Source organism: Lacimicrobium sp. SS2-24 (genome assembly GCF_002201535.1).
GTDB lineage: Bacteria > Pseudomonadota > Gammaproteobacteria > Enterobacterales > Alteromonadaceae > Lacimicrobium.
Genome location: NZ_NIWW01000006.1, coordinates 21,005 through 34,445 on the forward strand (window position 1 = coordinate 21,005; position 13,441 = coordinate 34,445).

10 protein-coding genes and 5 tRNA genes are annotated in these 13,441 nt (G+C 50.5%); 4 read left to right on the forward strand and 11 right to left on the reverse strand.

Annotated features, from left to right (window positions below):
* Positions 1 to 189: 189 nt before the first annotated feature.
* Together gap and CCY32_RS11025 are read left to right on the forward strand one after the other, a co-directional pair.
* Positions 190 to 1,197 carry a type I glyceraldehyde-3-phosphate dehydrogenase gene (gap, locus tag CCY32_RS11020; protein WP_088330695.1) on the forward strand — a complete coding sequence of 336 codons (1,008 nt, stop codon included), beginning with the start codon at positions 190 to 192 and terminating at the stop codon, positions 1,195 to 1,197.
* Positions 1,198 to 1,279: 82 nt separating this feature from the next.
* Positions 1,280 to 2,119 (forward strand): D-hexose-6-phosphate mutarotase, encoded by an 840-nt coding sequence (locus CCY32_RS11025; protein ID WP_168171494.1) that lies wholly within the window; start codon positions 1,280 to 1,282, stop codon positions 2,117 to 2,119.
* A gap of 272 nt (positions 2,120 to 2,391) precedes the next feature.
* Here the strand turns inward: CCY32_RS11025 and CCY32_RS11030 are convergent, their stop codons facing one another.
* From CCY32_RS11030 to zwf, 5 genes are read right to left on the reverse strand one after another with little or no spacing between them, the layout of a single operon-like run.
* Positions 2,392 to 3,045 (reverse strand): bifunctional 4-hydroxy-2-oxoglutarate aldolase/2-dehydro-3-deoxy-phosphogluconate aldolase, encoded by a 654-nt coding sequence (locus tag CCY32_RS11030; protein ID WP_088330697.1) that lies wholly within the window; start codon positions 3,043 to 3,045, stop codon positions 2,392 to 2,394.
* A 4-nt stretch (positions 3,046 to 3,049) separates the two neighbouring features.
* Positions 3,050 to 4,003 (reverse strand): glucokinase, encoded by a 954-nt coding sequence (locus CCY32_RS11035; protein ID WP_088330698.1) that lies wholly within the window; start codon positions 4,001 to 4,003, stop codon positions 3,050 to 3,052.
* Positions 4,000 to 5,829, reverse strand: a complete 1,830-nt coding sequence (gene edd, locus CCY32_RS11040; protein WP_088330700.1) for a phosphogluconate dehydratase — start codon at positions 5,827 to 5,829, stop codon at positions 4,000 to 4,002. Before edd ends, CCY32_RS11035 begins: the two co-directional genes overlap by 4 nt.
* A 17-nt stretch (positions 5,830 to 5,846) precedes the next feature.
* Positions 5,847 to 6,533, reverse strand: coding sequence for a 6-phosphogluconolactonase (pgl, locus tag CCY32_RS11045; protein ID WP_088330701.1), 687 nt, complete (start codon positions 6,531 to 6,533; stop codon positions 5,847 to 5,849).
* On the reverse strand, positions 6,530 to 8,026 hold the full coding sequence (zwf, locus tag CCY32_RS11050) for a glucose-6-phosphate dehydrogenase (protein ID WP_088331036.1): 1,497 nt from the start codon (positions 8,024 to 8,026) through the stop codon (positions 6,530 to 6,532). The genes pgl and zwf overlap by 4 nt, the downstream gene beginning before the upstream one ends.
* Before the next feature lie 246 nt (positions 8,027 to 8,272).
* Between zwf and CCY32_RS11055 the strand changes: the two genes are divergently transcribed.
* Both CCY32_RS11055 and pyk read left to right on the forward strand, forming a co-directional pair.
* A complete protein-coding gene (locus CCY32_RS11055; RefSeq protein WP_088330702.1) occupies positions 8,273 to 9,121 on the forward strand; it encodes a MurR/RpiR family transcriptional regulator in 849 nt (282 codons plus the stop codon).
* A 211-nt stretch (positions 9,122 to 9,332) separates the two neighbouring features.
* Positions 9,333 to 10,769 carry a pyruvate kinase gene (gene pyk, locus CCY32_RS11060; protein WP_088330704.1) on the forward strand — a complete coding sequence of 479 codons (1,437 nt, stop codon included), beginning with the start codon at positions 9,333 to 9,335 and terminating at the stop codon, positions 10,767 to 10,769.
* Between the two features lie 8 nt (positions 10,770 to 10,777).
* Here the strand turns inward: pyk and CCY32_RS11065 are convergent, their stop codons facing one another.
* The 6 genes from CCY32_RS11065 to CCY32_RS11090 all read right to left on the reverse strand — a co-directional run bounded on the left by CCY32_RS11065 (position 10,778) and on the right by CCY32_RS11090 (position 13,389).
* Positions 10,778 to 12,511, reverse strand: coding sequence for a GGDEF domain-containing phosphodiesterase (locus CCY32_RS11065; protein WP_246840599.1), 1,734 nt, complete (start codon positions 12,509 to 12,511; stop codon positions 10,778 to 10,780).
* A gap of 241 nt (positions 12,512 to 12,752) precedes the next feature.
* A tRNA-Glu gene (locus CCY32_RS11070) sits at positions 12,753 to 12,828 on the reverse strand.
* A 39-nt stretch (positions 12,829 to 12,867) separates the two neighbouring features.
* Positions 12,868 to 12,943 (reverse strand) — tRNA-Ala (locus tag CCY32_RS11075).
* Positions 12,944 to 13,015: 72 nt separating this feature from the next.
* Positions 13,016 to 13,091: transfer RNA gene (locus tag CCY32_RS11080), tRNA-Glu, on the reverse strand.
* 107 nt (positions 13,092 to 13,198) lie between these two features.
* A tRNA-Glu gene (locus CCY32_RS11085) sits at positions 13,199 to 13,274 on the reverse strand.
* 39 nt (positions 13,275 to 13,313) lie between these two features.
* Positions 13,314 to 13,389, reverse strand: a tRNA-Ala gene (locus tag CCY32_RS11090).
* Between the last annotated feature and the right edge of the window lie 52 nt (positions 13,390 to 13,441).

A 13,441-nucleotide genomic window follows, 5' to 3' on the forward strand; every position in this document is an offset into this window, starting at 1 on the left:
ACCTAAAAGGGGGGCTGTCGTGCATCAGGACTCGTCTAAGAAGAGATAACATAGCTCATGGCGAAGACCTTTGCACACAACCCTCATTGTAATTTAGCAACATTATTCTGACATATTTTTGCCTTATCCGGCAGTTTGATCCATAATTTCTGTAATTTATTTTCACATAAACACAAATAAGGAGTCCAAATGACAATTAAAGTCGCTATCAACGGGTTTGGACGTATAGGCCGTAACGTATTACGCGCCCTCTACGAAGCAGAGAAAAACTACGACCTGCAAATTGTCGCCATCAATGATCTTGGCGACGCGGCGATTAACGCCCACCTGATTAAATATGATACCGCTCATGGACGCTTCGCGGCTAAGGTTAATCATGATGATCAGGCCATTTATATCAATGATGACAAAATTCTTACCTTCAGCGAACGTAATCCCGCTGATTTGCCATGGAAAGAGCTGGGTATAGACGTTGTTTTTGAGTGCACCGGATTGTTCACCAAAAAAGCCGATGCTGAAATGCATATCCAGGCTGGTGCCAGAAAAGTCATTATTTCTGCCCCAGGCAAAGAAGTCGATGCCACCGTGGTATATGGTGTCAATCATGATGTGCTCAATGCTGACATGACGGTTATCTCCAACGCGTCGTGCACCACCAACTGTCTGGCGCCAATCGCCAAACCTCTGCATGACGCACTGGGTATACAGAACGCCCTGATGACCACCATCCATGCTTACACTAATGATCAGCGTTTAAGTGATGTTTACCACACAGACGTACGCCGTGCCCGCGCCGCAGCCATGTCAATGATCCCCACCAAGACCGGTGCCGCCGCTGCAGTTGGACTGGTCGTGCCGGAATTAAATGGCAGAGTAGACGGTATGGCGGTCAGGGTGCCGGTGATCAATGTCTCTGTTGTGGATCTCAACATTGTCACCGAACGTGAGACCAGTGTAGAGGAAGTGAATAAAATCATTGCCGATGCCGCAGCGCAGTCTCCAATGAATGAAGTGCTGCAAGTGAACACCTTGCCACTGGTGTCTGTAGACTTTAACCATGTACCCTATTCTTCTATCTTCGATGCCACGCAGACTAAAGTGCAGGGCAATCTGGTTAAAGTGATGTCCTGGTATGATAATGAATGGGGCTTTAGCAACCGGATGTTGGACAATGCCCAGTACTGGCTAAGCTTGTAGTACCCGCAGCTGTATCACGAAAGCGGCCAGTGGCCGCTTTTTTGTTATGACCTGTCTGACATTCAGGTTAAAGGAGAAATCAGTGAAACTTTCCACTCATGTTACCCAGCATATCTCGGCACAGGGCATGCCCCTGATCACTGTAGCCCATCCCGCCGCCAGCCTCCGGTTATCCTTATTTGGTGGACATATCCTCAGCTACGTGCCCAACACGGATAAACGTGAACGCCTGTGGCTCAGTTCAGAGGCGGTCATGGATGGCAGCAAGGCCATCCGTGGTGGTATACCGGTGTGCTGGCCCTGGTTTGCAGCACATTCACAACCTGATCTCCCTGCCCATGGGTACTTAAGAACCCAACTATGGCAGGTTATTCAGATTGACGAGAATGTAAAAAACACTCGCCTGGTCCTGCAACCAGAATTCACCGCCGCGCCGGGTTTCGAAGGACAGGCCGGCGTATCCCTTATCATTGAAGTCGGTGACGCGCTCAGCGTCACGCTGGTGACTGAGAACACCGGTGAACAATCCTTTACCCTATGCGCGGCACTGCACACTTATTTTCGTGTCAATGACATCGAGCAGGTTGAGCTTATGGGGCTGGAGGGAGAATACATCGATAAGCTGCAACAAAACCGTCGTCAGAACACCCCTTCCCCCTATACTATCGATGCAGAAACCGATCGTATTCATTTATGCCAAACCGGTGAGGTGGTGCTAAAAGAGCCCAGCCACCAGACTCCTGTGGGCTCTTCTGGCCACGATAGTATCGTAGTCTGGAATCCGGGTCTGGAAAAGGCCCAAGCCATCACAGACATGCCAGATAACGAGTATCAGCACATGCTGTGTATCGAGACGGCTATCACCCAGGGGATTGTCATAGCGCCCGGACACAGTCATCATTTGACCCAGGTCATTAAATAGCCCCTAAGAGAGGCGCCGCAACGCCAATCAGCGGCGCCAGCTCCTTGCTGTTTTGACGCATGCCAGTTAACACTGCCACTGCGAGCATACCGGGTGGGAAGAGAAAACAGGGTAACAAGCCTGGTGCGCACCTGCGGTGACACGAAAACGCGGTTATCGCCTGTTTCTTTTAGTAAGTGAATAGAGGGTAAAAGAACCTATCTGGAAACGGGGCATCACAAGCGACGATGCCCTTTACTCAAAAGTAGATGGCGCCCAAAGCGCCCTGGTAACTAGTCAGAGACCGTGGCCGCACCTTTTACCGCCTGGCTCGCCAGTTCGGTTATTTTGCTCCAGTCTCCGGCCGCCACCACATCATCCGGTGCCAGCCATGAGCCGCCTACGCAGCGCACATTAGGCAGCGCCAGGTAGTCCAGATAATTATTGGCAGAGATGCCTCCTGTGGGGCAGAACACCACATCGGGGAATGGCCCGCCAATGGACTTAAGGGCCTTGATGCCCCCGGACGCTTCGGCCGGGAAGAACTTAAAATGGGTATAACCCAAATCCCGTCCTTTCATCAATTCTGAAATAGAGGAAACGCCTGGGATCAGTGCAATATTGGCCTCGTTACCTGCTTCAAGCAATTCGGTAGTCAACCCCGGGCTGATAGCAAACTTGGCGCCGGCTTCTGCCACTTCCCGCAGCTGAGCTGCATTTGTTACCGTTCCCGCACCGATAAGTGCCTCAGGGACTTTATCAGCAATCTCACGGATCACATCCAAGGCTGCCGGCGTGCGCAGCGTCACCTCCAACACCCGAATGCCGCCTTTTATCAGCGCTTCGGCCAGTGGCACCGCATGGGCAACCTCTTTTATTACCAATACCGGCACCACAGGTCCCTGATTGAAGAGTTGCTCAGAAGAAATCATCCAGTCTTTATTCATGAAATTAACCTTTATAATGCTGCGTCAGATAGGCTGCAGTGCCAATCAAGCCATGTTCCGGCTCAGTGATGAGGTAAGTAGGGATACCAGCCACATATGATGCGAACCGGCCTTTGGCTTCGAAGCGGGTACGGAATTCACTCTGCACCAGAAAATCCGAAAAACGCGAAGCGATGCCACCGGCAATATATACCCCGCCGAAGGTGCCGAGATTGAGGGCCAGGTTACCGGCAAAACTGCCCATCACCCGGCAAAACTGATGCAAGGTGGCCACGCAAAGATCACAACGATTACTCAGCGCTCTCTCGGTGATATCTGACGGTTCCGTTAAATCCGCAAAGCGCCCCTGATGTTCGGCGATGGCCTGATATATCTGCACCAGTCCACGCCCCGACAAGACCTCTTCCGCCGACGCATGACCATATTTATTGCGCAGGTACTGCCATACCACCACATCCATATTATCTGCCGGAGCAAAATCCACATGGCCACCCTCACCGTCCAGACTGATCCAGCCTTGGGGTCCCATAACAAGGTGTCCAACGCCCAGGCCGGTACCCGGACCAAACACCGCAATGGGCTGATTTTCCACCGCGGCACCACCACCGATTTGCAGCTTCTGCTCGTCACTGAGCTCAGGCAGAGACATGGAAATCGCCGTGTAATCATTGATCACATCCAGCCAACTCAGTCCCAAATCCTGTTGCAATTGGCGCTTGGAAAACTGCCAGTGGTGATTGGTCATCTTGATAATGTCTTTGTCTACCGGACATGCGATGGCAATACAACCGGCCTCAAACTGGCTATCCGGGTGCTTGGAAAAATAGTGTTCAATAGCATCATTGATGCTGTCAAAGTCGTTACACAAAAACTTCTGCACATCGCATAACTGGCCGTCCACGACTTTGGCCAGACGAATATTAGTTCCGCCGACATCGGCTACAAAGCTTGCGTTCACAGTGCCTGCTCCTGTTTTGCAAACAACGAACAGGCCCCCTGCTCTGCCCCGGTAAGGTTGTTGCGCATACCGGCAAACAACTCTCGCCCCATACCCTGTAGGTGATGTTCGATATCAGCCGGCTGGTTTTCACGCTGAGCCAGCTCCTGCTCATCCACCAACAGATTGATTTCGCCGCTATCGGCATCCAGTTCAATCAGATCGCCATTGTGGACTTTAGCCAACAACCCGCCGTCATAGGCTTCGGGCGTCACGTGAATCGCCGCGGGGACTTTACCGGAAGCACCAGACATACGTCCGTCGGTGACCAGTGCCACCTTATATCCACGATCCTGCAACACACCCAGTGGCGGAGTCAGACTATGCAGCTCCGGCATACCGATGGCCTTGGGCCCCTGAAAACGCACCACAACAATGCAGTCTTTGTCCAATTCACCCGCTTTAAAGGCACGGTTAAGGTCAAACTGGTCTTCAAACACCACAGCAGGGGCTTTGATATAGGTTTTCTTTTCGCGCAGTGCCGATGTCTTTATGACCGCACGCCCCAAATTACCTTTGAGCACACTGAGGCCGCCATTGGGTTTAAACGGTGCTTTGACGGTGGCCAGCACCTCAGGATCCAACGACGCTGTAGGGCCATCGCGCCATACAAGCTTGCCCTCTTCCAGAACCGGCTCCTGGGTATAACGACGCAGGCCTTTACCACAAATGGTATTGACATCTTCATGTAGCAACCCGGCGTCTAACAGCTCGCGAATTAACAGTGATGTGCCGCCCGCTGCGGTAAAGTGATTAATATCGGCTGATCCATTGGGATAAATGCGAGTCATCAGCGGAACCGCATTGGAAATATCAGAAAAATCATCCCAGTTAATCAGATAACCGGCCGCTCGCGCCACTGCCACCAGGTGCATCGTGTGGTTGGTAGAGCCTCCTGTCGCCAGCAGCCCGACCAGACCATTTACCACGGCTTTGGCATCCACAATATGACCAATCGGCATATAGTTATCACCCAGATCGGTCAGACGCGTTGCCTGCACCGCAGCGGCTTTTGTCAATGCATCACGCAGCGGCGTACCCGGATTCACAAAAGAGGAGCCTGGCAGGTGTAGCCCCATGATTTCAACGACCAGCTGATTACTGTTGGCGGTGCCGTAAAAAGTACAGGTACCGGCAGAGTGATAAGAGTTTGATTCCGCTTCGAGCAAATCTTCACGGCTGGCCTTACCTTCTGCGTATGCCTGGCGAACTCTGGCTTTTTCTTTATTGGGAATGCCAGAAGGCATGGGGCCGGCGGGGACAAATACCGTAGGCAGATGACCAAAACTGAGCGCGCCCAGAAGTAGCCCTGGCACAATTTTGTCACAGATCCCCAACATCAGCGCGCCATCAAACATATTATGAGACAGCCCCACGGCCGCCGCCTGAGCGATGACATCACGGCTCATCAGACTCAGATCCATACCCGGATTACCCTGCGTCACGCCGTCACACATGGCCGGCACACCACCGGCAAATTGCGCCACGCTACCCACTTCATGTACAGCTTGCTTAATCAGCTGAGGGTAAGTTTCATAGGGCTGGTGCGCGGATAGCATGTCATTGTATGCCGACACAATGGCCAGATTGGCTTTCGTCATGCTACGCAGAGACGATTTGTCATTCTGATTACAGGCAGCAAAACCATGAGCCAGGTTACCGCATGACAGTGCCCCTCTGTGAGGCCCTTCCCGACGTGCTTTGTCAATTTTCTGCAGATACTGCTCGCGGGTCTTTTCGCTGCGCTTGATAATCCTGTCGGTCACGTTCTGGATAATCGGATTCATGGAATTCTCCTATTTTTTTACGGTGCCCACATCAACTCAACGTCCGTATTATCTAATACGGCTCGTATCGGCATCTCAAATGGATCGGTACCGGCCAGCGCCTGATCCAGCACCGCTTTCTTTTTGTCGCCCTGTAAATGCAAAAACACCTGTCGGCTGTTGAGTAAAGCCGACAGCGACAATGACATACGCCAGTTCGGCGCTGTGGTTGGCTTCACAGCAAGATAGGCATCAGGGTTGTTCATATCGAGTCCCTGCTGAATTTGTTCTGAGCAGGGAAATAGTGACGCCGTATGGCCATCTTCGCCCATCCCCAGTATCACCACATCAAAGGGTGTCGGGATCTGACTGAGACGGTTAATACAGCTGGCAACACCCTCAGACGCCTCCGCTGCGGCGTTTTTCAGCCCGATAAACGTGGCTTTCTCAGCCTTGTTCTTAAGCAAATGTGCACGCACCATTTTTTCGTTGCTGGCGTCATCATCGGTATCCACCCAACGCTCATCGGCGAGACTGATGACCACGTTTTCCCAGTCCAGTTCTGCCTCACTCAATTGTGCAAACAGAGCCTGAGGGGTGCGTCCTCCTGATACAATCAGGCTGGCGCGACCATGCGCTTCAATGCCCTGCTCCAGTAAGTTAACGATGCGCTCTGCAAAGCTTTTGTTCAGTGCTTGTGCACTGCTAAAGAGATTCTGTTTCATTTTGCCTTCCTGCCCACTTTGCTTTCATACCAGGCACGACCGTCCCGGGCCAATAGTGCAATGGATGCAACCGGTCCCCAGGTGCCAGCCTGGTATGGCTCGGGTGGCTCATTACTGTTTTTCCAGGCGTCGATGATGCCATCAACCCAGGTCCAGGCCTGTTCAATTTCATCACGGCGTACAAACAGCGCCTGATTACCCAGCATGACCTCCAGCAACAACTTCTCATAGGCATCGGCAATACGTTCATCACTGAAGGTTTCCGAGAAGCTCAGATCCAGCTTGGTCTTCTGCAGGTTCATTGAACTTGCCCCGGTTAGGCCCGGCACCTTATTCATTACCGTCACTTCCACCGCCTCATCAGGTTGCAGTCGAATGGTAAGTTTATTCGGTGGTAAAGTGGCAAAGCTGTCTTTAAACAGGTTGTGGGGCTGTGATTTAAAATAAATCACGATTTCACTCACCTTGGTGGGCATACGCTTACCGGTGCGCAGATAAAAAGGCACCCCCGCCCAACGCCAGTTGTCCAGTTCGACTTTCAGTGCCACAAAACTCTCGGTTTCACTTTTTTGATTGGCATCCGGCTCTTCCAGATAACCAGGCACTTCCTGCCCCCGCACAAAGCCCGAAGAATATTGACCCCGTACAGTTTTTTCAGACACATTGGAACTGTTGATGGGACGCAATGCCTTCAATACTTTTAGCTTTTCATCACGTATGGCATCAGCATCCAGCGTGGTTGGCGGCTCCATGGCGATGAGGCTTAAGATTTGCAATAAGTGATTCTGCACCATATCGCGCATCTGACCGGCTTCATCAAAATAGCCCCAGCGACCTTCAATACCCACCGACTCCGCCACACTGATTTGTACATGATCAATACAGTTGTGATCCCAGTTTGTGGCAAAAATAGAGTTGGCAAAGCGCAGGGCAATCAGGTTCAGAACCGTTTCTTTACCCAGATAATGGTCAATGCGATAAATTTGATTTTCCTGGAAGTAAGTCGCCACCTGCTCATTGATCACTTTGGATGACGCCAGGTCATGACCAATAGGTTTCTCCAGCACGACCCGCACGGAGGGGTCAATCACGCCTGCCTGATGCAACCCTTTACAGATATCCCCATAGATAGACGGTGGCGTAGCCAGATAGCAGACCATGGTGCGGTCCGAGTCGACATGCTCTTTAAAGACCGCGTAGGCACCGTGATCTTTCATGTCCACACAGAGATAATCGAGTTTTGCTGAAAAACGTTTCCAGACAGTCTCGTCCAGCTCATCAGACATAAATGTCTGCAGGTTCTCTTTCACCAGCTGAACATACTCTTCGCAATCCATCTGGTTACGGGCAACACCGATAATCCGTGTTTGCGGGTCAATCAGCCCGGCTCTTTCCAATTGATACAATGAGGGAAGCAATTTGCGGCGAGCGAGATCGCCCTTGGTGCCAAAAAGAACGAAGTCACATGCTTCAACGGTATTTTCCAACGCCATAAGTTTCAACCTGAATAAAAAAATTCGAAAATAATTACCAAAACGCGGTAAATTTACTAAATAACGCTCGGCTGACTTGGTAAACTTGCTATTAGTTAACATTAAATGTAATAAAATTACAAGATTACCCCGGATTTTTTCTCTGCAATGAAAAAAATCTGCCGAATTTGCGGGTAAACTGTCCTAGGATCTGTTAAAAAATTACAGATACTGATTTACACATTATAAGTAGAAGCTGTCATTACTATGAACATTTTAGAAAAAATTACCCAGAGTCAGGCGGTTTTCAGTAAATCTGAGCGCAAAGTGGCGGAAGTCATTCTCGCCGATCCGCAGACAGCCATTCATTCGAGCATTGCTACCTTAGCCAAACAATCCAATGTCAGCGAGCCTACTGTAAACCGCTTTTGCCGTCGCCTGGATACCAAAGGTTTTCCGGACTTTAAACTGCACCTGGCCCAGAGCCTGGCAAACGGTACTCCCTATGTGAATCGGCATGTGGAGGAGTCTGACGGCCCACAGGAATACACCAAAAAGATTTTCGAATCGACCATGGCGTCTCTAGAAGTGGCGCGCCAGTCACTCGATATCAATATCATTAACCGGGTCGTCGATCTGCTCACTCAGGCACAAAAGATTTCCTTTTTCGGATTGGGGGCATCCGCGTCCGTTGCCCACGATGCACTGAATAAGTTTTTCCGCTTTAATGTGCCAGTGATCTACTTTGATGACATTCTGATGCAGCGCATGAGTTGCATGAACAGTTGTGAGGAAGATGTGGTCGTCCTCATATCGCATACTGGCCGTACCAAGAGTCTGGTTGAGATTGCGCAGATTGCCAGAGGCAATGACGCCACCGTGATTGGCATTACCTCAAAAGACAGTCCGCTGGCGAAAGAATGTTCTTTGGTTATCTCACTGGATGTGCCTGAGGACACCGATATGTACATGCCAATGGCCTCTCGCATTGCACAGCTGACACTAATCGACGTACTTGCCACCGGCTTCACCCTGCGTCGGGGCACGAAATTCCGTGAAAACCTGAAACGGGTTAAAGATACCCTGCGTGAATCCCGCTATGACAGAAAATCCTGACGTCAGGGGTCAGGCCAGCGCAAAATCGGGCTGCCGGTATACTGAAGCCGCAGCGCCTTGCTGACGGTTTCGATTTTCTTTTCGTTAAAATATTTCACATCCTTCGCCTTTTTAGCTAGAATTTTGTAATAAAATTACAAAACAATGTATCCTTCCTGTACTCTAATCGGAAGCTGATATTCCGTGAACTGTGACAAGAGAGACATCGCACATGCTAAGAAGAACCAAAATCGTCGCAACGCTGGGACCATCCACAGATACTGAGCAAGCCATAGAAGCGGTTATTGCTGCGGGCACCAATGTGGTCAGAATGAACTTTTCTCACGGCACGGCTGAAGATCATATTGAACGAGCCAGGAAAGTGCGCAAAGTCGCGCAAAAGCTGGGAAAATATGTGGCTATCCTGGGTGATCTGCAAGGACCTAAGATCCGCGTTGCCAAATTCAAAAACGGCGCTATCGAGTTGGCCGTAGATGACAGTTTTACCCTTGATGCCGATATGGACAGCAACAGCGGTGATCAGCACGCGGTAGGAATTGACTATAAAGCGCTTCCCGCGGATGTCAGTGCCGGGGATATTTTGTTGTTAGATGACGGTCGCATTCAACTGCAAGTCACCAGTGTCGATGGCAATCAGGTCAAAACCCGTGTCACCGTAGGCGGGAAACTGTCTAATAACAAAGGCATTAATCGTCTGGGTGGAGGTTTGTCTGCTGAGGCACTGACAGACAAAGACAAGCAGGACATAAAAACAGCCGCCGCGATGGAAGTCGATTATCTGGCCGTTTCCTTTCCTCGTAATGGTGATGATCTTCGTTATGCCAGACAGTTGGCAGAAGCAGCCGGGTGCAACGCCAAAATCTGCGCAAAAGTAGAGCGGGCCGAAGCAGTGGCCACCGATGAAGCCATGGACGATGTGATCTCTGCCAGTGACGCGGTCATGGTGGCACGCGGCGATTTGGGTGTGGAAATTGGTGATGCTGAGCTTGTTGGCGTGCAGAAAAAGCTCATTTCCCGTTCACGTCAGCTCAACAAAGTCGTCATTACCGCCACACAGATGATGGAGTCGATGATCTCCAGCCCGATGCCAACGCGGGCCGAAGTGATGGATGTGGCCAATGCGGTACTCGATGGTACCGATGCGGTGATGCTCTCTGCGGAAACCGCTGCAGGGCAATATCCCGTGGAAACAGTAAAAGCCATGGCCAGGGTATGCGAAGGGGCAGAAACCCATCCCAGTGTACAGATTTCTAAGCACCGCATGGACGAGCACTTTACCTCAATCAGCGAAACCACAGCGCTGTCAGCCGTTTATGCCGCCAATCACCTGTCCACCATCAAAGCCATTGTGGCACTAACAGAAAGTGGCGGTACTGCCAGACTGATGTCCCGTATTACCAGTTCACTGCCTATTTATGGCCTGTCCCGCCACCAAAGCTCGCTAAATGTAATGGCCTTATACCGTGGCGTTAAACCGGTCTATTTCGATTCCACCCAATGTCCCCCGGGCAGCCTGAAGCAAAGCGTCATTGACTGTTTATCTGATCTTGGCCTGGTGCAATCCGGTGACCAGTTTATCATGACCTATGGTGACGAAATGGAAACCGAAGGTGCAACCAATGGGTGTAAGATTGTTACGGTACCCTGAGTACAATCTTACGAGTCCGTACAATGTGTCTGAATATATGCCGGCATCTTATTTGCCGGCATCGGTCTGGCGTAAAGAAACCCCTGAGCTAAGTCACAGCCTAAGTTTTTGACCAGCTGATGTTGCTCATCCGTCTCAACGCCTTCGACCACAACGCTCAGCCCTAGCTGATGACCCACCGTAATCATGGCTTGCATGATGGCCATATCACCATCATTCTCCATAGCATGATGTAAAAACCCCCTGTCTATCTTCAGACTGCACACAGGCAATCTACGCAAATACACCAGTGAAGAATATCCGGTTCCGAAATCGTCGATGGAGATATGCACGCCAGATTGCTTTAGCTTTTCCAACTGGCCAATCTGTACTTCATCACCACCAATAACCTCATTCTCTGTCAGCTCCAGACCCAATTGATTCGGCTTTAGGTCATAATCATCAAGCGTTTTCAGGATGTGATCGGCAAGGTGGGGATTAATCAGCTGGCGGCCCGAGAGGTTAATATCAACCCGCGTGTTTGCAAGTGATGTCCCCTGCCAGGCTTTGAGCTGTTTACAGGCGGCTTCAAGTACCCAATCCCCAATCCGGTTGATCAGACCTGACTTTTCCGCAACAGGAATAAATACGGCTGGCGACACAGGCTCGGCCTGATCATTAAAGCAACGCAACAACGCTTCGCAGGACTGCATGGTGCCACTCATCAAATCGATTTGTGGCTGGTAATGCAAATGCAATTGGTCATTGGCGATAGCGCGACGTAACATCGCTGTGATGCCTTGATAGGCAACCAGGCGGTCATTGATATCTGAGGTATAAAAACAAACGCTGTTTTTGCCCTTTTCTTTTGCCTGATACATCGCAGCATCGGCATTTCCCATTAGCTCTGTAACATTGGTGCCGTCTTCGGGAAACAAACTGACGCCGAAACTTGCGGTAACCTGATAACAATCCCCGTCCAATTCAAATCCACCTTCCAGTGCATTGATCAGACGTTGGAGCAGCTCATGAATGCCCTCGACCCCATCGAATTCCGGCAGTAACAGGACAAATTCATCGCCACCAAAGCGAGTCAGTAAATCACAATCACGAATCTCAGCCCTCATCGCCTCAGCAACGGCTTTTAACAGCTGATCACCAAAATGGTGACCCAGAGTGTCGTTAATCAGCTTAAAGTTATCCAGATCAATAAACACCACGGCCAGCTCTCGCTTAAAGCGTCTGCATTCGGCCAGCCTTGAAGCCAACTCTGCTTCCATCATACGACGATTGGGTAACTGGGTAAGGTCGTCGAAACTGGCCATTTTGCGCAGCGCTTCGCGCGCCTTTTTCTGCTCTTGTAAGCTGATATCAATACAAAACATTTCACAGTCACCACTTTCCTGCTTAATCATCACGTGACTGGAATAAACCGGTACCAGGTGGCCGTCTTTATGTTGTAACTCAATTTCTTCTGCAGGAATACTGATGCCTTTGTCCACCCAGTTAAAATGGGCTCTGATGACATCCTGGCGCATAAAATCAGGAATAATTAGATCTTCAAGCAGCTTACCTTGGGCTTCTTCGCGAGTGTAACCATAGAGTCTGCGGCTGGCTTCATTCCAATAGATAACCTGTCGTTTTTTATTGTACCCCTGTACCGCGACCATAGGCAGGCTTTCTATAAGCTCATAGAATTTTTGCTCGCTACGCATCACCGCAAATTGCAACGGATTCGTCGTTTTCGGGGACAAGTGGGACATTATAAGGCTCTGCTTTTCTGTCACAGTCTGTACCTCCCTATACGCTTACAGAAGATCAATGGGTCACGACACTATGACAATGACTCATTAATCAGCTTAACAGTCAAACTCCATTTTAGATAACTTTTTGATAAAAATAGAAATAGAGCAAACCAAGAAGAGGTGCACTGAAGTCAATGCAATATAATCAGAGAATCAGAAAATAAAAAAGCCTGTTCATTTCTGAACAGGCTTTTCAATATGGCGTCCCCTAGGGGATTCGAACCCCTGTTACCGCCGTGAAAGGGCGGTGTCCTAGGCCTCTAGACGAAGGGGACAAGGACTGTCATATTTTGCCAAAGCAAAATATTAAATCTTGGTGGAGCTAGGCGGGATCGAACCGCCGACCTCTTGCATGCCATGCAAGCGCTCTCCCAGCTGAGCTATAGCCCCGATATTACACGACTGACGGGGCTGGCCCCGAGTGAGCAACCTAAATCGATACTCACACTCAGCTCTGGAATATGGCGTCCCCTAGGGGATTCGAACCCCTGTTACCGCCGTGAAAGGGCGGTGTCCTAGGCCTCTAGACGAAGGGGACAAGGACTTTCAACGTTATTTTACAACGTGCTTGTGAACAACAAGCCTCGTTGGCAGACAACCCAGGGCTGGCTTTTGAACCGCACCCGAATTAGTCAGTCTGCAATATGGCGTCCCCTAGGGGATTCGAACCCCTGTTACCGCCGTGAAAGGGCGGTGTCCTAGGCCTCTAGACGAAGGGGACAAGGACTGTCATATTCTGCCAGAGCAAAATATTAAATCTTGGTGGAGCTAGGCGGGATCGAACCGCCGACCTCTTGCATGCCATGCAAGCGCTCTCCCAGCTGAGCTATAGCCCCGACATTGCCGTTGTGTGACAGCGGGGCGCATTCTAGGCACCCCCCCTTTTTA

Coding starts and splice junctions, on each gene's coding strand:
- gap (WP_088330695.1), top strand. CDS start 190: ATGACAATTAAAGTCGCTATCAACGGGTTTGGACGTATAGGCCGTAAC.
- CCY32_RS11030 (WP_088330697.1), bottom strand. CDS start 3,045: ATGAATAAAGACTGGATGATTTCTTCTGAGCAACTCTTCAATCAGGGA.
- edd (WP_088330700.1), bottom strand. CDS start 5,829: ATGAATCCGATTATCCAGAACGTGACCGACAGGATTATCAAGCGCAGC.
- pgl (WP_088330701.1), bottom strand. CDS start 6,533: ATGAAACAGAATCTCTTTAGCAGTGCACAAGCACTGAACAAAAGCTTT.
- zwf (WP_088331036.1), bottom strand. CDS start 8,026: ATGGCGTTGGAAAATACCGTTGAAGCATGTGACTTCGTTCTTTTTGGC.
- CCY32_RS11055 (WP_088330702.1), top strand. CDS start 8,273: ATGAACATTTTAGAAAAAATTACCCAGAGTCAGGCGGTTTTCAGTAAA.
- pyk (WP_088330704.1), top strand. CDS start 9,333: ATGCTAAGAAGAACCAAAATCGTCGCAACGCTGGGACCATCCACAGAT.
- CCY32_RS11065 (WP_246840599.1), bottom strand. CDS start 12,511: ATGTCCCACTTGTCCCCGAAAACGACGAATCCGTTGCAATTTGCGGTG.